General features: G+C 70.9%; 19 protein-coding genes. 13 read left to right on the forward strand and 6 right to left on the reverse strand.

What is annotated here, in order from left to right:
- Positions 1–1295: 1295 nt before the first annotated feature.
- The 3 genes from AP234_RS03055 to AP234_RS03065 all read left to right on the forward strand — a co-directional run bounded on the left by AP234_RS03055 (position 1296) and on the right by AP234_RS03065 (position 5275).
- Positions 1296–2288, forward strand: coding sequence for a MerR family transcriptional regulator (locus AP234_RS03055; protein WP_055478227.1), 993 nt, complete (start codon positions 1296–1298; stop codon positions 2286–2288).
- A gap of 140 nt (positions 2289–2428) precedes the next feature.
- A complete protein-coding gene (locus AP234_RS38350) occupies positions 2429–3763 on the forward strand; it encodes a sulfite exporter TauE/SafE family protein (protein WP_235557925.1) in 1335 nt (444 codons plus the stop codon).
- Between the two features lie 39 nt (positions 3764–3802).
- Positions 3803–5275, forward strand: coding sequence for an SEL1-like repeat protein (locus AP234_RS03065; protein ID WP_055477935.1), 1473 nt, complete (start codon positions 3803–3805; stop codon positions 5273–5275).
- A 227-nt stretch (positions 5276–5502) separates the two neighbouring features.
- On the opposite strand, the gene ald is transcribed toward AP234_RS03065, so the two are convergent.
- A complete protein-coding gene (gene ald / locus AP234_RS03070; protein WP_055477936.1) occupies positions 5503–6618 on the reverse strand; it encodes an alanine dehydrogenase in 1116 nt (371 codons plus the stop codon).
- A 72-nt stretch (positions 6619–6690) separates the two neighbouring features.
- The gene (locus AP234_RS03075; RefSeq protein WP_055477937.1) at positions 6691–8067 is read right to left on the reverse strand and encodes an aspartate aminotransferase family protein; all 1377 of its coding nucleotides are present in this window, start codon (positions 8065–8067) and stop codon (positions 6691–6693) included.
- A 271-nt stretch (positions 8068–8338) separates the two neighbouring features.
- Here AP234_RS03075 and AP234_RS03080 point away from each other — a divergent pair, with 271 nt between their 5' ends.
- Entirely contained in the window at positions 8339–9679 is a 1341-nt protein-coding gene (locus tag AP234_RS03080; protein WP_083501711.1) for a M20/M25/M40 family metallo-hydrolase, read from the forward strand.
- Positions 9680–9756: 77 nt separating this feature from the next.
- Here AP234_RS03080 and AP234_RS03085 read toward each other — a convergent pair whose 3' ends face one another.
- The 4 genes from AP234_RS03085 to AP234_RS03100 form a co-directional block, all read right to left on the reverse strand.
- Positions 9757–10440: an IclR family transcriptional regulator domain-containing protein gene (locus tag AP234_RS03085; protein ID WP_083501712.1), complete on the reverse strand. Its 684-nt coding sequence runs from the start codon at positions 10438–10440 to the stop codon at positions 9757–9759.
- A gap of 269 nt (positions 10441–10709) precedes the next feature.
- On the reverse strand, positions 10710–11504 hold the full coding sequence (locus AP234_RS03090; RefSeq protein ID WP_055477940.1) for an amino acid ABC transporter ATP-binding protein: 795 nt from the start codon (positions 11502–11504) through the stop codon (positions 10710–10712).
- A 49-nt stretch (positions 11505–11553) separates the two neighbouring features.
- Positions 11554–12414: an amino acid ABC transporter permease gene (locus AP234_RS03095; RefSeq protein WP_055477941.1), complete on the reverse strand. Its 861-nt coding sequence runs from the start codon at positions 12412–12414 to the stop codon at positions 11554–11556.
- 78 nt (positions 12415–12492) lie between these two features.
- Positions 12493–13398 carry an ABC transporter substrate-binding protein gene (locus AP234_RS03100; protein ID WP_055477942.1) on the reverse strand — a complete coding sequence of 302 codons (906 nt, stop codon included), beginning with the start codon at positions 13396–13398 and terminating at the stop codon, positions 12493–12495.
- 535 nt (positions 13399–13933) lie between these two features.
- On the opposite strand from AP234_RS03100, the gene AP234_RS03105 reads away from it, so the two are divergent.
- The 9 genes from AP234_RS03105 to hutI all read left to right on the forward strand — a co-directional run bounded on the left by AP234_RS03105 (position 13934) and on the right by hutI (position 25919).
- Positions 13934–15268 (forward strand): NAD(P)/FAD-dependent oxidoreductase, encoded by a 1335-nt coding sequence (locus AP234_RS03105; RefSeq protein ID WP_055477943.1) that lies wholly within the window; start codon positions 13934–13936, stop codon positions 15266–15268.
- A 27-nt stretch (positions 15269–15295) separates the two neighbouring features.
- Positions 15296–16801, forward strand: coding sequence for an aldehyde dehydrogenase family protein (locus AP234_RS03110; RefSeq protein ID WP_055477944.1), 1506 nt, complete (start codon positions 15296–15298; stop codon positions 16799–16801).
- Positions 16798–17418, forward strand: a complete 621-nt coding sequence (locus tag AP234_RS03115; RefSeq protein ID WP_055477945.1) for a UbiX family flavin prenyltransferase — start codon at positions 16798–16800, stop codon at positions 17416–17418. The genes AP234_RS03110 and AP234_RS03115 overlap by 4 nt, the downstream gene beginning before the upstream one ends.
- Positions 17419–17493: 75 nt before the next feature.
- Positions 17494–19032 carry a histidine ammonia-lyase gene (hutH, locus tag AP234_RS03120; RefSeq protein WP_063842743.1) on the forward strand — a complete coding sequence of 513 codons (1539 nt, stop codon included), beginning with the start codon at positions 17494–17496 and terminating at the stop codon, positions 19030–19032.
- On the forward strand, positions 19029–20486 hold the full coding sequence (locus tag AP234_RS03125) for a UbiD family decarboxylase (RefSeq protein WP_055477946.1): 1458 nt from the start codon (positions 19029–19031) through the stop codon (positions 20484–20486). Before hutH ends, AP234_RS03125 begins: the two co-directional genes overlap by 4 nt.
- A 48-nt stretch (positions 20487–20534) precedes the next feature.
- On the forward strand, positions 20535–22196 hold the full coding sequence (gene hutU / locus AP234_RS03130; RefSeq protein ID WP_055477947.1) for a urocanate hydratase: 1662 nt from the start codon (positions 20535–20537) through the stop codon (positions 22194–22196).
- A complete protein-coding gene (locus AP234_RS03135) occupies positions 22193–23431 on the forward strand; it encodes an allantoate amidohydrolase (RefSeq protein WP_235557926.1) in 1239 nt (412 codons plus the stop codon). Before hutU ends, AP234_RS03135 begins: the two co-directional genes overlap by 4 nt.
- A complete protein-coding gene (locus AP234_RS03140) occupies positions 23428–24759 on the forward strand; it encodes a formimidoylglutamate deiminase (protein ID WP_055477948.1) in 1332 nt (443 codons plus the stop codon). The genes AP234_RS03135 and AP234_RS03140 overlap by 4 nt, the downstream gene beginning before the upstream one ends.
- Positions 24756–25919, forward strand: coding sequence for an imidazolonepropionase (gene hutI, locus AP234_RS03145; protein ID WP_055477949.1), 1164 nt, complete (start codon positions 24756–24758; stop codon positions 25917–25919). Before AP234_RS03140 ends, hutI begins: the two co-directional genes overlap by 4 nt.
- The last annotated feature ends 35 nt before the right edge of the window (positions 25920–25954 follow it).

A 25954-nucleotide genomic window follows, 5' to 3' on the forward strand; every position in this document is an offset into this window, starting at 1 on the left:
GAACCAGGCCCGGGTATGACACACCTGCCGGTAGGCCGCCTTCAACACCTCCACCGTGTCGAACCCCGACACCCGCCGCACATCCACCCCGGCCAGCACCACCGCCAGCTCCGCCCCCGGCACCGCCCCGGCCATCCCCTCCGGCAGCGGCACCGGCACCCCGCCCCCACCATCCAGCCACCCCGCCCAAACCCCACTCCCGACCCCGCCATCCCCCACACCATCGCCACCAGAACCGCAACCACCATCCGGAACACGACCGCCACCAAAACCCTGGCCGTCAGGAGCGCCACCAGAATCGGCAGCGGCATCAGAATCGGGATCGGCATCAGAATCGGGAGCGGCATCAGGACCGGGATCGGCATCGGGACCGGAAGGGCCACCGTCCCCATCCACGCACAGCTCATTCACACCCCGCGCGCCCACACCGGCAGTGTTACGACCGCCAGAACCGACACCGGTGACACCCCCACCGACCCCGCCCTCACCACGACCGGCACCGGCACCAGCACCGGCAGCCGCAACAGCAGGAGCAGGAGCAGGAGCAGAAGCAGAAACAGGCACCGGGGCGTCCCCCACCGGCACGACCGAAAGACACAGCACCGGCGACTCACCGGGCGAGACCGGCTCACACAACGGAACGGCCACCACGGACACCCCCTCACCGAGACGAAAGCAACGTCCACCCCGATCACACGACCGGGACTCCCCATGACAGGAAACGGCTACCTCAGCACTCGGCGAATGGCCCCACAACGGCCCGCCAGCAAAACTCACCCTCAACGTCTGCCCCAACCCTACCTCGAACACACCATCGAACACAACCCCTCACACTCCGCAATCACCCCTGGTAGCCCAACCGTTAGCTTCGACAGCGGAGACCGAACGGTCGTCGACCATCGCTCGGAGCACAACCGGCTTGAACGGATGCCCATCGGACGCCCGCAAGTGACGGATCTCCGAACGCGCGGGTGTTCACGCCGCGTCGGGAGCGAGTGCTCCCCACCAACACGACGACAACGGTGGGGTGACCGCTCAGCCCACTCCCCACCCCAGCTCCGCCGCCGAGGGCTCCCCCGCCGGTCGCTTCGAAGAGGGGCTCCCTCGCCGGATGGTCGCTTCGAGTTTCTTCCGCGGCCATGGCCCATCTCCCTCTCTCTGTTCCTCCTGGCCGGCCGTTGGAGCCCTTCCGGCGAAAGGTGGACGCGGTAAGTTCCGGCGTCTGAAGACCCAAGTGGAATCGAGCGGAAAATCAACTTGAGTCTCCAGCTACTGGAAGGTGGAGGCTGTTGGACGTGAACGACCGCGGCGAACCGCTCACCATCGGGCAGCTCGCGCGGCGGACCGGCGTGCCGGTCCGCACCATCCGTTTCTGGTCCGACATCGGCCTGATTCCGCCGACCGAACGTACGGCCGGGGGCTACCGGCTGTACGACGCCGAAGCGGTGGCGCGGCTGGACCTGATCCGTACGCTGCGCGAGCTGGGTCTCGACCTGCCCACGGTCAAGCGGGTGCTGGCCAGACAGGCCACCGTGGCAGAGGTCGCGCGCGCACACGTCGCCGCCCTGGACGCGGAGATCCGCATCCTCCGGGCGCGCCGAGCGGTGTTGCGGTCGGTCGCGGAACGCGCAAGCACCACCGAGGAGATGAGGCTCATGCACGAACTGGCTCGACTTTCGGCGGCGGAACGACGGCAGATCATCGATGAGTTCGTCGACGAGGTCTTCGCCGACACCGATCCGGAGGCGCCCGGCGCGGCCATCGCGGACCGTATGCGCCGGCTGCCACCGGAGCTGCCCGACGATCCCACGGCAGAGCAGGTGGACGCCTGGATGGAACTCGCCGAACTCGTCGCCGACCCCGACTTCCGGCGGCGCGCACGTGAGATGGCGGTCGCGGGGGCGGACACCGGCACGAACGGTACGGACACCGACACGCACGACACGCGCACCGACACGCACGGCACGGACACCGGCGCGAACAGCCCTGAAGAGCAGCCCTACGACCCTGCGGCAGTTCTCGATCAGGTTCGTACGGCCATGGCCGCGGGTATCGCTCCCGACTCGGCTCGTGGGCGAGAGGTGCTGGACCGCTTGGTCGATCCGAACCTGTCCGCAGACGAGCGCGTACGGCTCGCAGACCAGGTGGAGCGGTTCACCGACCGCCGGGTGGAGCGTTATTGGCAGTTGCTGGGCGTGATCAACGGGACACCCCCGTTCGAACCGAGCGTGCCCGCTTTCGAGTGGTTCATCGCCGCCCTCCGCGCGCACGGTCGCGGCGGTGCATGAGCGGACAGCTCGAGACACCCGCTGACCTGCCCCCCGGTAGGCGGCTCCGGCGGGCCTGTCACCGTCGAGAATGAGTCGCCTGCCGGGGAGCCAGGCAAATGTTACTGGTCGCTCCCGATTGGCCACGTTACGTTGCGAACATGGATCCGGCTGCCCTGTTCGCCGGCGGAGTCGCCGCGGGTCTCGCCGCCGGCACCGCATCATGCACGGCCGTACAGGGCGGCCTGCTCATCGGCCTGGTCGGCCCATCTCGGCACAGGACCGCGACGCCCCCCTGCCGCCATCCCACCGACACCGAACCCGACACGACCTGTAAAACCGACATCAACCATAAAACCGGCACATGTCCGGCCACCACGGATCGGATGCTCTCCGGCGGATCGAGACGCGACCTGACCGTGGTTGGGGTGTTCCTGTCGGCGAGACTGCTGTCCCATCTCGCCGCCGGCGCGCTGCTCGGCCTGGTGGGCTCGGCCGTACAGATCGGTCCGCGGGCCAGGGCCGTGTTCCTCGTCGCCGCCGGGATCGCGGTGCTCGCCTTCGCCGTACGCCTGCTCTTCGCGGGCAGACGCCCCTCGGGATGCGCGTCACACGGATCGGCACACGGATCGGCACACGGATCGGCTGACGGCTCGGCTGACGGTTCCACACGCGGTTCCGCACACGGCTCGGCAGACAGGTCCGCACGCGGTTCTGCACGCGGTTCTGCACGCGGTTCTGCACACGGCTCGGCAGACGGCTCGGCAGACGGTTCCACACAAGGTTCGGCACAAGGTTCGGCACACGATTGTGCACATCGTTCTGCACGCGTGACGCGCGGGGCGACGAAACCGGGAGAACCAGCGGGGGTCCTCCGGGCCATCGCCCTCGGGCTCGCCACGATCCTCGTTCCCTGCGGGGTGACGATCAGCATGGAGATCGTGGCGGTCTCCACGGGAAGCGCCCTGGGCGGCGCGGCGGTTCTCGGGGGGTTCGCCGTCGGAACGGTGCCCGCCTTCGCCGCGCTGGGACTGCTGCTGCGCCGGGTCGCCGGGAGGCGGCCGGGCCCGCTGACCATGCTGGCCGGTGTCGCCGCCCTCGCGGCCGGAATCTTCACGGTCGGGTCGGGGCTCCGGCTGGGCGGATGGCTGCCCGATCTCGGCCCGGCCGCCGCATCCGCCACGTTCGCCCGCCAGGGACCCGACGGCGTCCAGCACCTCACGATCTGGGCGACCGCCGACGGGTTCCGCCCCGGCGTCGTCCGTGCCGTCGCGGACCGCCCGACCGAGATCGTGTTCCGCTCCCACGACAACCACGGCTGCACTCGCACGCTCTCCATCGACGGCCGTGACCTGGTGCTGCCCGTCACCGGCCGGCAGTCGGTACGGCTCGAGCCACGCGAACCGGGGCGGCTTCGCTACGCCTGCGGCATGGGGATGTATGTCGGTTTCATCGCGTTCGAGAAGATTCCTGCGGGCCAAAGGACTTTGAAATAACGCTCCGTGACGACCGGATTACATGTCACGCTGTCTCCCATGACTTTCGTGGGAACCACCGAGGCCGCTCCGGCACAGCCGGACATCCGGCTCCGGGGCATCCAGGTCCCGGAAGCATCCCGGGGCGTACGCCCCGCCCCGAACGCGTCCCGGAGGGTACGGCCCCTGGACCCGGTCGAGGAGTCCCTGCTCGCCGCGGCCCAGGGCGGCGACCCGGACGCGGCCCACCGCCTCGGCCGCCGGTGCGCCGAGCGTGGAGACCGGTGGGCGGCCAGGCACTGGTGGGAGCGGGCCGCCCGGGTGGGGAACGTCGACAGCGCCTTCAACCTGGGGGTCTGGCACCAGCGGCATGGGACGCCGGAGGAGGCGATCGGCTGGTACGAGAAGGCGGCCGGGACCGGTGACGCCGAGGCCGCGGTCAAACTGGCCGTCCTCCTGCTGGACCGGCGGGGCGACGTGCCGGCCGCACGGCGCTGGCTCGAGATGGCGGCGGAGAACGGCGCGGCCGGAGCGGCCCGGCGGCTCGCGCTGCTGAGCGAGGACGAGGGGCAGCTCACCGGTGCCCGCCACTGGCACACGAAGGCGGCGCTGGAGGGCGACCTGCGGTCCGCACACGACCTCGGGGTCCTCGGTTACGCGGCGGGCGACGAGGCCGAGGCGGGTCACTGGTGGGAGTACGCCGCCCGGGGCGGCCACGCCGAGGGCGCCTACCATCTGGGCCTGTTGATGCAGGCGATGGGCAACGACGATCGCGCGGAAGAGTCCTATCGGCTCGCGATCAGGGCCCGGGCGGATCACCCCGGCGCCGCCTGCCGCCTCGGCGGGCTCACCCTGGCCAGGAGGGACCTCTCCGCCGCGCGGACGTACTTCGAACTGGCCGCGCGCACCGGGCACGTCGAGGGCCAGCGCCTGACGGGCCTCGTCTGCGTGGAGATGGGCGAACGGGCGGCGGCCGGCTACTGGCTCGGCCTGGCCGCCGCCGCGGACGATCCCGATGCCGCCTACAACCTGGGCCTGCTGCTGGTCTCCGAGCATGGCGACCTCATGGGCGCGCGGCACTGGTTCCGGATGGCCGCAGCGCGCGGGCACCGCCGGGCCGCCGCCGAGCTGCGCGATGTGCTGGCCCGCTCACACGACTGCCCCCACGGGGAGCAACCGTTGCTGTATCCGCCCGCGCCGTACTGGGACCGGCCGGTCAAGCCGGACCAGTCGGCCCGCGCGGAGCTTGCGGTGCTCGCCGCCGGCCGGCGGGGTGCGCCCGCGCCCGGCGAGCATGACCTGATCGAGATCATCGGCACGTGGGATCTCGTCATCCGGGGGCTGCCGGAACAGGCTGACCCGATCCGCCGCCTGGCCGAGACCAGCGGCCTGCACACCACCGCGATCGAGCACCTCTGCTCGGTGCGGGCGACCCTGCTGCATCCGGGCACGGCGCCCTGGCCGACCCCGGCCGAGGTCGCGCACGTCCTGGTGACCGCGCGCGACCTGCGCCGGGGACTCGGCCTCCGCTAGACGGGCGAGTCCCGGCCATGGACGCCCCGGGGACACGACGACCTGGAGGGGTCGGTCAAGTGATCGTCGGCCAAGGTGGCAGGGAGCGGAGCGGGAGGGGGCGAGGACCGCATGCCGGGCCCCGCTCGGCGGGGCCCGGCAGCGGACCGGAGCTCCCTCCCGGCGCAGCGACCGGAACCGATAAGCGGCCGAGACCCCTCAGCGGTGTCCGTCGCCCGATCGATGCGCTAAGCGGCGAGGACCACGTCGGCCGGTGTGAACTCCAGCCTGTGCGCCACCGCGACCGGCTCGTTGGTCACCACCCCGGCATGGGTGTTGAGCCCGAGCCGGAGCGCGGGGTCGGCGAGCAGCGCGTCGCGCCAGCCGTGATCGGCCAGTCTCAGCACGTACGGCAGCGTCGCGTTGGTCAGGGCGTACGTGGAGGTGTTGGGGACGGAACCCGGCATGTTGGCGACACAGTAGAAGACGGCGCCGTGCACCGGGAAGGTCGGCTGGTCGTGGGTGGTGGGGTGGGAGTCCTCGAAGCAGCCGCCCTGGTCGATCGCGATGTCGACGAAAACGGCGCCCGGCCTCATCCGGGAGACCAGCTCGTCGGAGACGAGCGTCGGAGCCTTGGCCCCTGGAATGAGCACGGCGCCGACGACCAGATCAGCCTCGAGCACGGCCCGCTCTATGGCGTAGGAGGTCGACACGAGCGTCTTCATGCGGCCCTGGTAGATGGCGTCGATGTGCCGCAGTCTGTCGATGTTGACGTCGAGGATCGTGACCTCGGCGCCCATCCCTACGGCGACCTGGGCCGCGTTGAACCCGGAGACGCCGGCGCCGATGACGACGACCTTGGCCGGGGAGACGCCGGGCACCCCACCCGGCAGCACTCCGCGGCCTCCGTTGACGCGCATGAGGTTGTACGCGCCGACCTGCGGGGCGAGACGGCCCGCCACCTCCGACATCGGGGCGAGCAGCGGCAGCGTGCCGCCGGCCTGCACGGTTTCGTACGCGATGGCGGTGGTCCCGGCCGACAGCAGCGCGTCGGTGCAAGGGCGGGACGCCGCGAGGTGGAGGTAGGTGAACAGCACCTGGTTCTCGCGGAGCCGGTGATACTCCTCGGCCACCGGCTCCTTGACCTTGAGAACCAGCTCGGCCTCGGCCCAGACGCTGTCGGCGTTCTCCTCGATCTCGGCTCCGGCGGCCAGGTACTCCTCGTCGGTTATGTGGGATCCGAGTCCCGCGCCCTTCTGGACGCTGACGGAATGGCCCCTGCGGACTAGCTCGTGGACGCCTGCGGGTGTCGCGGCGACCCGGTTCTCGTGGCTCTTGACCTCGGTAGGCACACCGATCTTCATGGAAAGGGTCCTTTCACACGGTGCTCGGCAAAGTCCGCGCGCCGGTAGGCGCAGCCGTACGAGGGTAAACCGTCAGAGGCGGGTCCAGGCCTCGGTGAGAACGGAACGGAGAATCGACTCGATCTCGTCGAACTCCTTGGGCCCGCAGATCAGTGGCGGGGCGAGCTGGACGACCGGGTCGCCCCGGTCGTCGGCGCGGCAGTAGAGCCCGGCGTCGTACAACGCCTTGGACAGGAAGCCGCGCAGCAGCCGCTCGGACTCCTCCTCGTTGAACGTCTGCTTGGTTGACTTGTCCTTGACCAGTTCGATGCCGTAGAAGTAGCCCGACCCGCGGACGTCGCCGACGATCGGCAGGTCGCGCAGCCTCTCCAGCGTGGCGCGGAAGACCGGCTCGTTGGCGGTCACGTGGCCGAGCAGATCCTCACGCTCGAAGATGTCGAGGTTCGCCAGGGCCACCGCGGACGACACCGGGTGACCGCCGAACGTGTACCCGTGCGCGAAGACCGTCGTGCCGTGCCGGAACGGCTCGAACAGCCGGTCTGAGACGATCATGGCGCCGATCGGCGCGTATCCGCTGGTCAGTCCCTTGGCACAGGTGATGATGTCCGGCACGTAGTCGAACTTCTGCCCGCCGAACATCGTGCCGAGCCGGCCGAACGCGCAGATGACCTCGTCGGAGACCAGCAGCACGTCGTAGGCGTCGCAGATCTCCCGCAGCCGCTGGAAGTATCCGGGCGGCGGCGGGAAGCATCCCCCGGAGTTCTGCACTGGCTCGACGAAGACGGCGGCCACGGTGTCCGGGCCCTCCATCTCGATGGCCTTGCCGACCTGGTCGGCCGCCCAGCGGCCGAACGCCTCGGCGTCCTTTTCCAGACCGTCGAAACCCGAGATCTCGTCGGCCCGGTAGAGGTTGGTGTTGGGCGCCTTGACCGCACCGGGCACCAGCGGCTCGAAGTCCTGCTTGAGTCCGGGGATGCCGGTGATGGACAGCGCGCCCTGGGTGGTGCCGTGGTAGGCGATGGACCTGCTGACCACCTTGGTCTTCAGCGGCTTGCCGCGAAGCTTGAAGTACTGCTTGGCGAGCTTCCACGCCGATTCCACGGCCTCGCCGCCACCGGTGGTGAAGAAGACCCGGTTGAGGTCGCCGGGGGTGAGCCCGGCCAGCCTCTCGGCCAGCTCCGCCGCCTTGGGATGCGCGTAGGACCACAGCGGGAAGAACGCGAGCTCCTGGGCCTGCTTCGCGGCGGCCTCGGCGAGCTCGACGCGGCCGTGGCCGACCTGGACCACGAACAGACCCGCCAGACCGTCGAGGTAACGCTTGCCGTTGATGTCGTAGACGTACGCGCCCTCACCTCGGACGATCATCGGCACGTCCGACCCGTCGTAAGCGCCGTGACGGGTGAAGTGCATCCAGAGATTGTCCTGCGCGGCCTTAAGAACGCGGGTCATCGCAACCTTCCCTATGTGATCGGTGCTCTACCCAGTTTGCCCGTCTTGCAAGGTTTTGCCAAGTGATTACGTGGCGTCATTGTGAAAACACCTCGGAATCCGCGATGTCGTCCTGCAACGACAACGAAATCCGTCAACATTGATCTACACACGATCCACCGGCGGCCACCCGCATCCGGGGCCGGTCTCCCGAGGTCCACGTGGTGTGATCCAATGGGTTGGACCGCCAGGCGGCACATGATCGAACACCACCCACCTCCGGAGAGACGCCGTGACACCTGAGGAGATCGAAGCAGCGGTCGACGCGGGAATGCCGCAGACGGTCGAGGATCTCGAACGGCTCGTCGCCATCCCGTCCGTCGCATTTCCCGGCCACCCGGAGGCCCCGGTCCTCGAGGCGGCGGCGCTGACCGAACAGCTGCTGCGCTCGACCGGCCTCCCGCACGTCCGGCAGATCCCGATCGAGGGCAGCTTCCCCGCCGTCTACGGCGAGGCCCCGGCCCCGCCCGGGGCGCCCACCGTGCTGCTCTACGCGCACTACGACGTGCAGCCCGCCGGTGATCCGGCGCTGTGGAAGACGCCGCCGTTCGAGCCGACCAGGATCGACGGTGTGCTGTACGGCAGAGGCGCCGCCGACGACAAGAGCGGCGTGATCACCCACGTGGCGGCGCTGCGCGCCTTCCAGGGCCGGTTCCCGGTCGGCGTCAAGGTCATCATCGAGGGCCAGGAGGAGTACGCCGGGGAGCAGCTGGAGCACTTCATCGAGACCGATCCCGAGCTGGTGCGCGCCGACGCGATGGTCATCGCCGACGTGGGCAACCCGTACATCGGCGACCCCACGCTGACGACGTCGCTGCGCGGCATGGCGGCGTTCACCGTCGAGGTCAGAACGCTGGCCGAGTCGGTCCACAGCGGCGCGTTCGGCGGCGCCGCCCCCGACGCGCTCGCCGCGCTCATGCGCATGCTCACCGCGATGCACGACGAAGCCGGCGACGTGTGCGTGCCCGGCCTGGCCCGCGGCACCTTCCCCGGCCAGGGCTCCTCGGAGGAGGAACTGCGCGCCACGGCCGGCGTGCTCGACGGGGTGTCGCTCGTCGGCACGGGCAGCGTGGCCGACCGCCTCTGGGCGTCCTACGCCATCACCGTGACCGGGCTCGACGTGCCCAGCGTGCAGGGCGCGATCAACGCGGTCCAGGCGGTGGCGCGGGCCCGGGTCACGATCCGCGTCCCTCCGTCAGGGGACGCGAAGACCGCGCTCGACGACGTGACCGGTTTCCTCAGGAAGATCGCCCCGTGGGGTGTCCAGGTGTCGTTCGGCGACTTCGCCACGGGCACCGGATTCCGCGCGGGCGCCGGGGGCCCGGCACGCGCCGCCGTCAGCCGTGCGATGGCGCGCGCGTTCGGCCAGGCGCCGCGCGAGGTCGGCCAGGGCGGCTCGATCCCGCTGGTCGCCTCGCTCGCCCGGCTCTTCCCCGAGGCCGAGATCCTCCTCTACGGCGCCGAGGACGACCACGCGTCCATCCACGCGCCCAACGAGCGGGTGGTGCTGGACGAACTGCGGCGCGTCATCACCGCCGAGGCCCTTTTCCTCTCCCAATACGCCGAAGGCTGAGCGCGGTACGCCAAGGGCCGAGCGTCAAGGCCACGCCAGGGGACGGCCGGCCGGCGCAGGGCCCCAACGGCCGGTCCTCAGCGCAGGGCCCCGGAGAAGCCGAGCTCGGCCGAGAGCGACTGGGCGTGCTTGGCCACCGCCCTGGCGAAGGTCTGCAGGTCTTCGTCGCTGATGCGGAAGGACGGCCCGATGATGCTGAGGGCCGCCACGATGGACCCGGTCGAGTCGTGTACGGGTGCGGCGGCGGCCGCCGCCTCCGGCTCGACCGTGGTCCCGCGGGACGTCGTGAAACCGCCGGCGGTGAGCCGCCCCTTCAACGCGGCCCCCACGGCGGTGCCGATCGTGGGGATCGCCCGCCCCGCCCATGTCGCGTGCCGGATGGCGCGGGGGCTCTCCACCTGACGCAGGTAGAGCGCGTGGTCGTCGCCTTCGGGGACGACCAGGTACGCGGTCTCACCGGTGAAGTCGGCGAGATCTCTTAGGTGCGGCTCGGCGACCTTGTAAATCGGCAGGTTGCCGAGGGCGATGGCGCCCGCCTGGAGCATCCGCGGCCCGGCATGGTAGAGGCTGGAGGAGTCCCGCCAGACGAAACCCGACACCTCGAGCGCCTTCAACAGGCGCGCGGTGGTGCTCAGAGCCAGATCGGCCTCTCGTGCCGCGGCGGTGAGAGTTAGGCCGCCAGAACTGGTGGCGACGATGTGAGCGAGGCGAAGCGCACGTTCAACAGTACGTATCGCTGTTGGCTCGGCACTTTCGGACATTTGCCCTCGTCTTTCCCGACAGATGAATCGACCTGGTCACGGGTGACCGCTCACCGCGCCGCCGTCCGGACCCACACGTATCCCGCACCGCTTTCACCAGGCCGAGTCGCCGAGTCGCGCATGCTTCCCGACTGGCAAACATATCAACGTACGCGACCCTCGTCCTATCCCCCGCATACGCCGGTATGCGGGGCTCGAGAACCCGCGGGCGGTGACCCCGGGGTCCTACGGCGAAAGCGGAAAAGCGGGAAAGCCAGAAACCGGGGGGCCTATTTCAGGACTCTCTCCAGGAAAGCCCGGGTGCTGGGATGCTCCGGCTGCGACAGCACCTGACGGGCCGGGCCGTGTTCGACGGCCAGACCGGCGTCGATGAAAACGGCGGTGTCGGCGACCTCGCGGGCGAAGGCGATTTCGTGGGTCACCACGATCATCGTCATACCGTCGGCGGCCAGCTGCCGCATCACCCCGAGGACCTCCCCGACCAACTCCGGGTCCAGCGCCGAGGTGGGCTCATCGAAGAGCATCACCTTCGGGTCCATCGCCAGCGCCCGGGCGATCGCCACGCGCTGCTGCTGTCCGCCGGAAAGCTGGGACGGATACGCCGACGCCCTGTTCGCGAGACCGACACGCTCGAGCATCGCCATGCCCCGCTCCCGCGCCTCCGCCTTGGGCAGCCTGCGCACCCTGACGGGCGCCTCCATGACGTTCTCCAGAGCCGTCATGTGGGCGAACAGGTTGAAGCGCTGGAAGACCATGCCGATCGAACTGCGCTGCCGGGCGATCTCGGCGAATTTCAGGGTGTACAACCGCCGGCCCTTTTCGCGGTAACCCATGAGCTCGCCGTTGACGATGATCCGGCCGGAGTCGAAGCTCTCGAGCAGATTCATGCAGCGCAGCAGCGTCGACTTGCCGGACCCGGACCGGCCGAGCACACAGCAGACCTCGCCGCCGGCCACCTCGAGGTTCACGCCTTTCAGCACCGGCGTCTGGTGAAACGCCTTGGTGAGGTTCACGACCTGGACCGCGGGCGCCGACGTGCTCTCGTTCTCTATGGTGCGCTCCACCCGCAACCCCCTCGTGCAGCCGTTCCTACTGGTTCAATCGCGGTCATCGTCACTCCTTGGCACGGCGTCCCCCGTCCGATCTCTGGTAATGACGTTCGAGGAAGTGCTGACCGACCGACAGCACGGTCGTGACGATCAGGTACCAGAGCGAGGCGGTGATGAGGAGAGGAATGGTCTGGTAGTTCACCGCGTAAATGAGCTGGGCCGAATACAGCAGCTCGGGATAGGCCAGCACGGCCACCATCGCCGACATCTTCAGCATGCCGATCAGCTGGTTCCCGGTGGGCGGGATGATCACCCGCATGGCCTGCGGGAGAACGATGCGCCAGGTCGTGGTCGCGCGCCTCATCCCCAGTGCGTAGGCCGCCTCGGTCTGACCACGTTCCACCGAGCTGATGCCCGACCGCATGATCTCGGCCATGTAGGCCGCCTCGTTCAGGCCCAGCCCCAGGATCGCCGCGGTATAGGGAGAGATCAGGTCGTTGGCGGAGAAGGTGGCGAACTCCACGCCGAACGGCACGCCGATCGACAGCCGGGGGTAGAGCGCGGAGATCGATCCCCAGAACAGCAACTGGACGAAGAGGGGCGTGCCCCGGAAGAGCCAGATGTACGCACTCGCCGTACTGGAGAGCACCGGGTTGCCGGAGAGCCGCATCAGCGCCAGGACCAGCCCTCCGGCGATCCCGATGGTCATGGACACCAGGGTCAGGTTCAGGGTGTTCCCGAGGCCGGCCAGGATGCGGTCGGACAGGAAGTACTCGAAGACCACGTCCCACTGGAACCGCTCGTTGGTCAGCACGGTGTTGACCACCATGGCCGCCACGACCAGGACCAGTGCCGCGGCGACCCAGCGTCCCGGTTTCCTCTCGGGCACGATGATGGGCGCCTCGTCGAAGGGGATCGGGTTCATCTGGGAACGACCACTCGCCTGGTCACTCGCTTGCACCGGCATCGTCTACTCCGCATCCGTCTTCACTCGCCACGGTGCTCAGCCTGCGAGGGGTTCGCCGTTGATGAGCGGGGCGGGAATCGCCGCATCCGACAGGTTCCACTTTTTGAGGATTTCCTGGTAGGTGCCGTCCTCCATGATCGCCTTGAAAGCCTGGGCGAAGGGCTGGAGCAGCCCGCTGTCCTTCGGCAGCGCCATGCCGTGGTAGACCTTCCCGTACGGCACCCCCGACAGCTCGAACTTGCCGTTGGACTGCTGCACCTGCCAGGAGGCGACCGGGGTGTCCGCGATCGAGAGATCGGCGCGGCCGGAGGACAGCGCCATGTTCGCCGCGATCTGGTCGGGGAAGACCTGCACGTCGACCGGCTTCTTGCCGTCCTGCTCGCACTTCTCGCTCTGCTTTTCCGCGTCGGTGTGCTGCACCGTTCCCTTCTGCAGGGCGACGCGCAGCCCGCAGATGTCGTCGAGCGTTTCCGGCCGGTTCGCGGCACCGGCCGGCACGAACATCGAGGAGCCGTCCATGCTGTAGTCGATGAAGTCGACGACCTTACGCCGCTCCTCGGTGTCGTTGATCCACGACATCGCCGCGTCGAACTTCCCGCCGGCGAGCCCCGGGATGATCGAATCGAACGCGGAGTTCATCTCGCGGAGTTCGATGCCGAGTTTCTCCCCCAGCGCGGCCGCCATGTCGGGATCGACCCCGACCATGGTCTTGCCGTCGGTGTCCATCGACGCGATCGGCGGATAGGAGGCATCGCCGGCGACGGTGATGTAGCCGCGTTCACGGACCTCGGCAGGCAGCAGGCCGTTCAGGCCGGAGCCGTCCGCGGCCGCCTGGGCTCCTGACGCGGCAGGCGCGGCGGAGGTCTCCGAGCCGTTGGATCCGCAGCCGGCGAGCAGCGCGGTGACCGCCACCATCGCGACGCCGAGAGCCCGGCGGTTCACCCGCCGACACCGGCCATATTTGTGCGGCACATCCATCTCGCGGTTCTCCCTTCGCGCTGAGCCGTCCCCTTGAACGCGCCCATAGATCTGAAGCTGACCACAGCGAATTCCGGTGATTACGGTCTCTGTGCCGCGACAGGCGCTCGGGCCGGCAGGGCCTCCCCGGCCCCGGCTCCCATACGCCGCGGGTCGCGGCACAGTCACAGATTCCCGATGTACGGCATGCTCTCCCGCCGTGTGGCAAGATGTTAGCCACGCCATAGCCGGATGGCTAGTGCCAGAAAAAAATTAGTTCGGAAGCGGCAAACGGCGGCGCTCGCGCGGAACTGATCGTTGACCAGGCAAAGAACCGATCAACGAGGCGAGACCCCGGCAAAGCCCCGGCGGCGTGATCGCCATAAATCGACCCGATTGACGTCTTCCCAGGGGCCGATGCCATGTGATAGCACTACCACGTGACGGAATCTACTACTGCCTAGTGGAAGTACGATCTTCGCTCGCACCCGACCCCAACCGTTGATGACGAGGAGCCCTGATGGTCCTGGAAGATGTCGAGACATCGACGCGGCGCACCTACGACGCGGTGATCGTCGGCGCCGGGGTCATCGGCGCGGCCATCGCGCTGGCGCTCTCCCGCGCCGGCTGGCGAACGCTCAACATCGACCGGGAAGGGATGCCCGGGCACGGATCGACCAGCGCATCGGCGGGCATCCTCCGCGTTCACGCGTCGTCGCGGGACGCCGTCGTGCTGGCAGCCGAGGCGTTGCCGTACTGGGAGAACTGGGCCGACTTCGTCCGGTTGCCGGCCGGAGAGCGGCTCGCGGTCTTCCAGCGATGCGGTTCGGTGATCTTCGACGACGGGTCCGGCTACGGAGAGCGCGCCGCGGCGACCATGGCGTCGCTGGGCGAGCCGCACGAGCGCTGGACCCCCGAGCAGCTCGCCGAGCGTCTGCCGTTCTTCGACCTGCGCGCCTTCGGCCCGCCCGCCCTGCCCGAGGACGAGGAGTTCGGCCGTGACCCGGACACCTCGATCACCGGAGCCCTGTACACGCCCTCCTCCGGGTTCGTCGCCGACCCGGCGCTCGCGGCGCAGAACCTCATGGCCGCCGCGCGACTCGCCGGCGCCGAGTGCGCCCTGCGCACCACGGTGGTCGAGATCCGCCGGCGGGGCGATCGGGTGATCGGCCTCACCCTCGCGGACGGACGCAGGATCGACACCCCCGTGATCGTCAACGCCGCCGGACCGCACTCCGCGCTGCTCAACCGGATGGCGGGGGTGGAGGAGGGCATGCGGGTGCGCTCCCGCCCGATCAGGCAGGAGCTCCACCAGGTCCCCGCCCCGCCGGGGGTGGACTTCCTCACCCAAGGCCTGCACGTGGTCGACGGTGATCTCGGCATCAACTTCCGCCCCGAGTCGGGCAACACGATCCTCGTCGGCGGCAACGGCGCGGCCTGCGACCCCGTGGTCGAGGTGGCCGATCCCGACCGCCACGATCCCGCCGTCACCCGGTCGGTCTGGGACCGGCACATCCTGCGGCTCGCCCAACGCGTGCCGGACCTGCGGATTCCCTCCCGGCCCACCGGGGTGGCGGGGCTGTACGACATCACCGACGACTGGCAGCCGATCTACGACCGCACCGATCTCGGCGGGTTCTACGTGGCCATCGGCACCAGCGGGAACCAGTTCAAGACCGCGCCGCTCGTCGGGGTGCTGATGGCCGCCCTCATCGACGCGGCGCAGTCAGGCCGGGACCTCGACGACGCCCCCCTGGTCGTCACCGGAGAGCACACCGCTCGCGACATCCACATGTCCACCTACTCACGCCTGCGCCGGTTGGACGACACGCTCGTCACCACCGTCAACGGTTGAGCCGATCAGCACCAGGAAGGAGCCGGCATGTCCGGTGTCAGGGCGGCGCTCGACCACTTCTGGTCCGACGCGCGACCCAAGTCGTTCGTGGCCGGGGAGTGGAGCGCCTCGAGCACCACGTTTCCCGCGTACGACCCGTCGACCGGAGAGGTTCTCGCCGCGGTGCCCGAGGCGTCGCCGGCCGAGGTGGACGCCGCGGTCGAGGCCGCGCGCCAAGCTCAGCCGGCCTGGTCTGCCGCCGGCCTCGAGGCGCGCGCCGACACGCTGGAGCGGGTGGCCGCCGAGTTGCGCGCCCAGGGCGAGAAGCTCGCGCTCCTCGACTCGGTGAACAGCGGCAACCCGCTGTCCGCCGCGCGCCGGGACATCACCCTGGCCCTGCGCTATCTCAAGCGCTGGCCGTCCTACGCGTTCGCGCTGACCGGCCAGGCGACCACGCCGGTCGATGACGCGCTCTCCTACACGCTGCGTACGCCGTACGGCGTGGTCGGCAAGATCATCGCCTTCAACCACCCCACGTTGTTCGCCCTCGGCGGCATGATCTTCCCGCTCCTCGCGGGGAACACCATGGTCATCAAGGCGGCGCCGCAGACCCCGCTCGCGACGCTGGCGATCGGCCGGATCCTGGAGGGCGTCCTGCCCCCGGGAGTGGTCAACATCGTCGCGGGCGGCGCCGGCACAGGGGACGCCCTGGTCACGCACCCCGACGTCAAGCGGATCGCCTTCACCGGCAGCCTGCCGACGGCACTGGCGATCCAGTCCCGTCTTGGGGCACGCGGGCAGATCAAACATCTGACCACGGAGCTCGGCGGCAAGAACGCGATGGTCGTCTTCCCCGACGTCGATCTCGACGCAGCGGTGGACGCGGCCGTGGCCAACATGAGCTTCACCGTCAGCCAGGGCCAGTCCTGTCAGTCCACCTCGCGGCTGCTGCTGCACGAGTCGATCCACGACGCGTTCGTGTCGCGGCTCGCCGACCGGCTGCGCCGGTTGCGCATCGGCCCGGCCTACGACGAGGCCAGCGACATGGGCCCGCTGGTCTCGCGGCACCAGTTGGAGCGCGTGCGCGCGTACATCGCCTCCGGCTGCGAGGAGGGCGCCGAGCTGCTCACCGGCGGCGGCATCCCGGACGGTGTGCCGTCCGGCGGCTACTACCTGGAACCCACCCTCTTCGCCGGGGTGACCCCGGGGATGCGCATCGCCCGGGAGGAGATCTTCGGGCCCGTGGCCGCGGCCATGTCGTGGTCGGACCACGACGAGATGCTGCACCTCGCCAACGACGTCGACCTGGGGCTCAGCGCGGCGGTGTGGTGCCGGGACGTCGACCTGGCCCTGCGGACCGCGCACGAGCTCGAAGCCGGATACGTCTGGGTCAACGACGCCAACCGCCACTTCCTCGGCGCCCCGTTCGGCGGCGTCAAGAACAGCGGGGTCGGCCGGGAGGAATGCATGGACGAGCTGCTCGGCTATTACGAGACCAAGGCCGTGAACGTCCGCGTCCCCCGCCGGCCCGCGAGGACGGAGGGAGGACGATGAACGGCACGGCCGAGGCACCCCGGCGGCTGGTCGTCGGCATGTCCGGCGCCAGCGGCGCGATCTACGGCATCCGCGCGCTGGAGGAGCTCGCCAAGCAGCAGATCGAGACGCACCTGGTGGTGTCGAAGGCGGCGGCGCTCACCATCGCCATGGAGACCCCGATGTCCGTGCGCGAGGTTCGGGGGCTCGCCGCCGAGACTCACGCGATCAACAACGTGGCGGCGCCGGTGTCGAGCGGGTCCTTCCAGACCATGGGCATGCTCATCGCGCCGTGCTCCGTCCGCACCCTCGCGGAGATCGCCACCGGGGTCACCACCACCCTGCTCACCCGCGCGGCCGACGTGGCGCTCAAGGAACGCCGCCGGGTGGTCCTCCTGCTGCGCGAGACCCCGCTGACGCTCACCCACATCCGCAACATGGCCACAGTCACCGAGATGGGCGGCATCATCGCCCTGCCCGCACCGAGCTTCTACACGATGCCGACGACCCTGGACGACATCGTCAACGAGACCGTCGGGCGCGTCCTCGACCTCTTCGGCCTCGACACCGGGCTGGTCCACCGCTGGGAGGGCAAGCCCAGGTCCGTCCACCCCCACGACCCCCGCCCCCATGACTGAGCGACCGCGCCGGACGCGCCGCTCGCCGATCACGCCGGCCGACAACACGACGCCGACCCCACGAAAGGATCGATCATGAGTACCACCGTGCGCATCTCGTCACGGGGAGTCGACCTCGACACGCTCCGGCTGCCGTTCGCCGGACCGGTGCGGGTGGAGGTGGACGAGGACGTCCTCGCCCGCGTCGACCGCGGGCGCGAGGTGATCGACACCGCCATCGCGCGCGGCGACACCATCTACGGGGTGAACACCGGCTTCGGCAAACTCGCCGACCGCAAGATCTCCCCCGACGACCTGCTCGAACTCCAGCGACGCCTGATCATGTCGCACATGACCGGGGTCGGGGAGCTCCTGCCCGACGACGTCGTACGCGCCATGCTGCTGGTCAAGCTCGTCTGCCTGTCGCAGGGGCACTCGGGGGCCCGCCGCGAGATCGTGCAGGCACTGCAGGCCCTGCTCAACGCCGACGTGCTGCCCTGCGTGCCGGCCCAGGGCTCGGTGGGCGCTTCGGGCGACCTCGCCCCCCTGTCGCACATGGCGGCGGTGCTCACCGGCGAGGGCCGGGTCCGCGTGCACGGCCGGGAGACGGACGCCGCCGAGGGGCTGCGCATCGCCGGGGTGGAGCCCATCGTGCTCGGCCCGAAGGAGGGCGTCGCCCTCATCAACGGCACGCAGGCGTCGACGGCGCTCGCGCTGCGTGCGCTCTTCGCCGCCGAGGCCGTCTTCAACGCCGGAGTGGCGGCGGGTGCGCTCAGCCTCGAGGCCGTCGCGGGCCGCCCGGCCGCGCTCGACCCGCGGATCCAGCAGATCAGGCGGCAGCCGGGGCAGATCCGCGTGGCCGCCGCGCTCAGCCGGTTGGTCGACGGCAGCCCGATCCTCGCCAAGGAGTTCCCGGGCCGCCGGCTGCAGGACCCCTACTGCATGCGCTGCCAGCCCCAGGTGATGGGCGCCGCCTTCGACCTGCTGGAGTTCGCCGCCTCCACCCTGCTGCGGGAGGCCAACTCCGTCTCGGACAACCCGCTGATCTTCCCCGACGACGGGGAGGTCCTGTCCGGGGGCAACTTCCACGGCCAGCCGGTGGCGTTCGCGGCCGACATCATCGCGCTGGCGCTGTGCGAGGTCGGTTCGCTGTCGGAACGCCGTACGGCGATGCTCAACGACGCGGGCATGAGCGGGCTCCCCCCGTTCCTCGTGGAGGACGCCGGCCTCAACTGCGGTTACCAGCTCGCGCAGGTGACGTCGGCGGCCCTCGTCGCCGAGAACCGCGCGCTCGCCACGCCGAACAGCGTGGACAGCATTCCGACCTCCGCCGGCCAGGAGGACCACGTCAGCATGGCCACGCACGCCGCGATCCGGGTCCACCGCATGGCGGTGAACGCGTCGTACGTGGTGGCCGTCGAACTGCTGTGCGCCGCGCAGGGCGTCGACCTGCGGGCCAAGGGCGAGGTCGCCCGGGGGACCCGCCCGGTGTACGACCTCGTCCGCGCCAAGGCGCCCTACCTCGACATCGACCGGGTGCTCGCGCCGGAGATGGAGGCGGTCCAGGACCTGGTGCTCGACGGGGCGTTCCTGCCGCACGGCGACGTCCGCTACACCGAGGTGGAGGTCCAGTGAACGCGGACCAGACGGCGCACGCTCCGGCCGACCTCCGCGGCTTCCTGCGTGACCTGGAGGCCGCCGACCCGGGCGCCCTGATCACGGTCGAGCGCGAGGTCGACCCCGAGTTCGAGCTGTCGGCGGTCGTGAAGGCGCTGGAGCCGTACGGCGCGCCCGCCGTGCGCTTCGAGCGGGTGAAGGGCGGCGGGATGCCGGTCGTCGCCGGCCTCTACGGCACGCGTCGGCGGATCGCGCTCGCTCTCGGCAAGGACGTGGGCGAGGTCGTCGGCTTCGCCCTGGACGCGATCAGGCACCCGATCCCGGCCTCCCCCGTCGCCTCCGCACCCGTACACGAGGTGGTGGAGCGAGGCGAGGCCGTCGATCTGACCACGCTGCCCTTCGGCGTGCACTCGCGAGACGACGCGGGCCGCTACATCACCTCGGGCGTGACCCTGGCGCGGGACCAGGAGACGGGCAAGCTCAACACCGGCATGTACCGGATGATGGTGCTCGACCGCAATCACATCAGCGTGAACGCCGCGCCCGATCACGATCTGGGCCGCATCATCAGCCGGGCCGCAGAACGCGGCGAGGACGTGCCCATCGCCATCGTCATCGGGCATCACCCCGCCTACGCCATCGGCTCACAGCTCAAGCACGGCACCGACGTGGACTCCCACGAGGTCACCGGTGCGCTGCTCGGCCGGCCGCTCGACGTCGTGCAGGGCGTCAGCGTCGATCTCCAGGTGCCGGCGTACGCCGAGATCGTGCTGGAGGGCGTCATCCATGCTCGCGACCTCGTCCAGGAGGGGCCCTTCGGGGAGTTCACCTACTACTACGGGGCGGCACGGGCGCCGCGGTGCACCATCACCGCGGTCACCCGGCGTGCCGACGCGCTGTTCAACGACCTGCACCCCACCCATGCCGAGCACCGGTGCCTGTGGCTCTTCCCGGGCCGCGAGGCGCGCCTGCTGGAGGCGGTCAGGGCCTCGGTGCCGACGGTGCGCGACGTACGCATTCCCTTCCACGGCGGCTCGCTCAGTGCTTATATCTCGATCGAGAAGCGGCACGAGGCGGACGGCAGGCAGGCGCTGCTCGCGGCGTTCTCCCGTGACCACTTCCTCAAGCATGTCGTCGTCGTCGACCCGGACGTCGACGTCTTCGACGATCGGGAGGTGCTGTGGGCGCTCAACGTCCGGTTCCAGGCCGATCGGGACCTCGTCCGCCTTGATCACGCGAAGGGCATCAAGATGGATCCCAGCGCCACGCGGCTCGGCTCGGCCGACCGGCCGGACGTGGTGACCGCGAAGCTGGGCTTCGACGCGACCAAGCCCGTGACCACCGCCTTTCCGGAGCGTGCCGACCTCGTGCCGCCCGGCTTCGACCACCTCGACCTCGCCGAATACCTCGACACCGCGACGTCGGCCCGGCTCGGTTCCTTCGCCCGGGTGGCGACGGCCGTCTCCGAGTAAGGGCATTCGATCCGTCTGAATCCCCCCAGCAAGGAAAGGAACTGCGTCATGGAAGGTGCCCGTCCCGTACGTGCCCAGCGGGGCACCGCGCTCACCGCTCGGACCTGGCAGACCGAGGCTCCGCTGCGGATGCTGATGAACAACCTCGACCCGGAGGTCGCCGAGCGTCCGGACGACCTCGTCGTCTACGGCGGCACCGGCCGCGCGGCCCGCGACTGGTCGGCCTACGACGCGATGGTCCGCACCCTGACCACGCTGAAGGACGACGAGACCATGCTGGTGCAGTCCGGCAGGCCGGTCGGCGTGATGCGCACCCACGAGTGGGCCCCCCGGGTGCTCATCGCCAACTCCAACCTCGTCGGCGACTGGGCCAACTGGCCGGAGTTCCGCCGCCTGGAGAACCTCGGGCTCACGATGTACGGCCAGATGACCGCCGGGTCCTGGATCTACATCGGCACCCAGGGCATCCTGCAGGGCACCTACGAGACGTTCGCGGCCGTAGCGGCCAAGCGTTTCGGCGGCACCCTGGCCGGCACGCTGACCGTCACCGGCGGCTGCGGCGGCATGGGCGGCGCCCAGCCGCTCGCGGTCACCCTCAACGCGGGCGTCTGCCTCGTCATCGACGTGGACGCGCAGCGGCTGCACCGCCGGGTCGAGCACCGCTACCTCGACGAGGTCGCCGACACCCTCGACGCCGCGATCGAGCGCTGCCTGGACGCCAAGCGGGAGCGGCGCGCCCTGTCCGTCGGTCTCGTCGGCAACTGCGCGACGGTGCTGCCCGAGCTGCTCCGGCGCGGCGTCGAGGTCGACATCGTGACCGACCAGACGAGCGCCCACGACCCGCTCTCCTATCTCCCCGAGGGCGTCGACGTCGCCGACTGGCACGACTACGCCGCGAGCAAGCCGGAGGAGTTCACCGAGCGGGCGCGTGCGTCGATGGCCAGGCACGTCGAGGCGATGGTCGGCTTCCTGGACGCGGGCGCGGAGGTCTTCGACTACGGCAACTCCATCCGCGACGAGGCCCGGCTCGGCGGCTTCGACCGGGCCTTCGCCTTCCCCGGTTTCGTCCCCGCCTACATCCGGCCGCTCTTCTGCGAGGGCAAGGGCCCGTTCCGGTGGGCCGCGCTGTCGGGCGACCCCAGGGACATCCACGCCACGGACCGGGCGGTCAAGGAGCTGTTCCCCGACAACGACCACCTCCACCGGTGGATCGACGCGGCAGCCGAGCGGGTCGCCTTCCAGGGCCTGCCCGCCCGCATCTGCTGGCTCGGGTACGGCGAACGCGACCGGGCGGGCGTGCGCTTCAACGACATGGTCGCCTCCGGGGAGCTGTCGGCCCCCATCGTCATCGGGCGCGATCACCTGGACTGCGGCAGCGTGGCCTCGCCGTACCGGGAGACCGAGGCGATGGCCGACGGGTCGGACGCGATCGCGGACTGGCCGCTGCTCAACGCCATGATCAACACGGCCTCCGGCGCGACCTGGGTGTCGATCCACCACGGCGGCGGCGTCGGCATCGGGCGCTCCATCCACGCCGGACAGGTCACCGTGGCCGACGGCACCGACCTGGCCCGGGAGAAGATCGAGCGGGTGCTGACCAACGACCCGGGGATGGGCGTCATCCGGCATGTCGACGCACGCTATGACATCGCCGAGCGGGTCGCGACCGAGCGCGGGGTGCGCGTCCCCATGCGGGAGTCCGGCGCGTGACCAGCGGACGGAAGAGCTTCGACACGCTGTGGACGGCGATCGAACCGGTGGGGCGGGACGGCCGCACCGGCGGCTACCGCCGTTTCGCGTGGACGGCCGAGGACGCGACGCTGCGCGAGTGGTTCGCCGGTGAGGCCGCCGCGCGGGGTCTCGACCTCGTCGTCGACCGGGCCGGCAACCAGTGGGCCTGGTGGGGCGACCCCGACGCCGCCCCATCCGGTGGCGTCGTCGTCGGCTCGCACCTCGACTCGGTGCCCGACGGCGGCGCCTACGACGGCCCGCTCGGCGTGGTGTCGGCGTTCGCCGCGCTGGACGCGCTGCGCGCCCGCGGATTCGAGCCCGCCCGGCCGATCGGCGTGGTGAACTTCGTGGACGAGGAGGGCGCCCGCTTCGGGGTGGCCTGCGCCGGTTCGCGGATCATCACCGGCGCGCTGGACGCCGACCGGGCGCGTGGGCTGCGCGACGGCGACGGGATCGCGATGGCGGAGGCGATGGCGCGGGCGGGGCACGACCCCGCCCGGGTCGGTCCCGATCCGGAGGCGCTGCGCCGGGTCGGCGTCTTCGTGGAGTTGCACGTCGAGCAGGGCCGGGGGCTGATCGACCTCGGCCGCCCGGTCGCGGTGGGATCGTCGATCTGGCCGCACGGCCGCTGGCGCCTCGATCTGCTCGGGGAGGCCAACCACGCGGGGACCACGCGGCTCGCGGACCGCCAGGACCCGATGCTCACGCTGGCGTCGGTCATCACCACGGCACGGGCGGCCGCCGCCGCCCACGGCTGCGTGGCCACGATCGGGAAGGTGCACGTCGAGCCGAACGGGGTCAACGCCATCCCCTCGGCCGTGCACGCCTGGCTGGACGCCCGGGGGCCGTACGAACCCGACGTCCGGGCGGTGGTCGGAGAGGTCGCGCGCGCCGCGGGCGAGGCCGTGGCCGTCGAGGAGTCCTTCACGGCCGAGACGGTGTTCTCGGTCGAGCTGCGCGACCGGCTCGCCGCCCTCCTCGATGACGCGCCCGTGCTCGGCACCGGGGCGGGGCACGACGCGGGCATCCTCGCCGCGGCCGGGGTCCCCACGGCGATGCTGTTCGTACGCAACCCGACCGGGGTCTCGCACTCCCCCGCCGAGCACGCCTCGCACGAGGACTGCCTTGCGGGGGTGGCCGCGCTCGCCCGGGTCATCGAGAAACTGGCCGTCGAGGACCCGGCCGTCGAGGACCGGGCGGGAGCAGCCGGATGAGTGCGACGCGCTGGCATGCGCCGTACGCCTGGCTCCCCGGCGGCCTGGCCGGGGACGTCGTCTTCGAGATCGAGGACGGCCGGTTCACGGCCGTCCTCCCCGACACCCCGGGCGGCGCGGCGGGCGCGGCGCGCCGCCTGCCGGGCATCGTGCTGCCCGGCCTGGCCAACGCGCACAGCCACGCCTTCCACCGGGCGCTGCGCGGCCGCACCCACGACCGCGGCGGCGACTTCTGGAGCTGGCGCGAGCGCATGTACGGCGTGGCGCGGCGGCTCGACCCGGACGGCTATCTCGCCCTGGCCCGGGCGACGTACGCGGAGATGGCGCTCGCGGGGATCACCTGCGTCGGCGAGTTCCACTACCTGCATCACGGCCCGGACGGCACGCCGTACGGCGACCGCAACGCCATGGGCGAGGCGCTGCGGCAGGCGGCGGCCGAGGCCGGGATCAGGCTGACGCTGCTCGACACGCTCTATCTCTCCGGCGGCCTGACCCCGGAGGGGCATACGCCGCTGGACGGGCCGCAGCGGAGGTACGGCGACGGCGACGTGGCGGGCTGGGCCGACCGTGTCGCCGAGCTGAAGCCGTCGGCGGGCATGCGCGTCGGGGCCGCGGTGCACTCGGTGCGCGCGGTCCCCCGGGAGGCCCTGGCGGGGGTGCGGGACACCGCGGCCGGGCGGCCGCTGCACGTGCACCTGTCCGAGCAGCCGGCGGAGAACGCCGCGTGCGAGGGCCACTACGGCCTCACCCCCACGGGGCTGCTCGAGGCCGAGGGCCTGCTCGGCCCGATGACGACCGCCGTGCACGCCACCCACCTGACGGAGGCGGACATCGCGGCACTCGGGCGGAGCCGTACGACGGCGTGCCTGTGCCCGACCACGGAACGCGACCTCGCCGACGGCATCGGCCCCGCCCGCGCGCTGCGGGACGCCGGGGCTCCGCTGTCGCTGGGCTCCGACCAGCACGCGGTCATCGACCTGCTGGAGGAGGCACGCGCGCTGGAGATGCACGAGCGGCTGCGCACACTGCGGCGCGGCCGATTCGACCCGGGCGACCTGCTCGGCGCGGCGACCGCCCACGACGGTCTCGGCTGGCCCGACGCGGGCCGGCTGGAGCCGGGCGCCCGGGCCGACCTCGTCGCGGTGCGGCTGGACACCCCGCGTACCGCCGGGATCGCCCCCGAGCAGATCGTCTTCGCCGCCACCGCCGCGGACGTCGACACCGTCGTCGTCGATGGCCGCGTCGTCGTCGCGGCGGGACGGCATGTGCTGGGCGACGTCGCTGCCCTGCTGAAAGCTGCAGTCGAACCATTGTGGGAGACCGGATGACCACCACTCTGCTCACCGGCATCGCCGAACTGGTGACCAACGACCCGTCCGTCGGCGACGGCTCGCCACTCGGCCTGCTCCGGGACGCCGCGCTGGTCGTCGAGGACGGACACGTCGCCTGGGTCGGCCCGGCCTCCCGCGCCCCCGACGCCGACCGGCGGCGCGACCTGGGCGGCCGGGCGGTCATCCCCGGCTTCGTCGACTCCCACGCCCATCTGATCTTCGCCGGAGACCGGGCCGCCGAGTTCGCCGCGCGGATGGCGGGCACCCGGTACGACGGCGGGGGGATCGCCACGACGGTCGCCGCCACCCGGGCCGCGGGCGACGCCGAGCTGCGGGCGTCGCTCGGCGAGCGGATCGCGGAGATGCGCGCGCAGGGCACGACCACGGTCGAGGTCAAGAGCGGGTACGGACTCACCGTCGCCGACGAGGTGCGCGCGCTGCGCCTGGCCGGGGAGGTCACGCCGGAGACGACCTATCTCGGGGCGCACGTCGTGCCCGCCGGGGCGGACCGGGACGACTATGTGCGGCTGGTGACCGGGGAGATGCTCACGGCGTGTGCGCCGCACGCCCGCTGGATCGACGTCTTCTGCGAGCCCGCCAGCCCGCACGCGTTCGACGCGGACGAGGCCGGGGAGATCCTCACGGCCGGGCGGGACGCCGGGCTCGGCCTGCGGGTGCACGGCAACCAGTTGTCGGCCGGGCCGGGTGTGCGGCTCGCCGTCGAGCTCGGCGCCGCGAGCGTCGACCACTGCACGCACCTGACCGACGCCGACGTGGCGGCCCTCGCCGGCGGCGACACGGTGGCGACCCTGCTGCCCGGGGTCGAGTTCTCGACCCGGTCGCCCTATCCCGACGCCCGTCGGCTGCTCGACGCCGGGGTGACGGTCGCACTCGCCACCGACTGCAATCCGGGCTCCTGCTACACCTCGTCGATGCCGCTCGTCGTGGCCCTCGCCGTACGGGAGATGCGGATGACCCCGGCGGAGGCCCTGTGGGCCGCCACGGCGGGTGGCGCCAGGGCGCTGCGCCGGGACGACATCGGGGTCGTGGCGCCCGGCCGCCGGGCCGACCTCGCGGTCCTGGAGGCCCCCAGCCATCTGCACATTCCGTACCGGCCCGGGGTCCCCCTGGCGCACGCTCTCGACGGGCTGAGCTGACGAGGAGGGCCCGGCGGTGGGGGGGAACCGCCGGG

The organism is Sphaerimonospora mesophila, assembly GCF_001417795.1.
Taxonomy (GTDB): domain Bacteria; phylum Actinomycetota; class Actinomycetes; order Streptosporangiales; family Streptosporangiaceae; genus Sphaerimonospora; species Sphaerimonospora mesophila.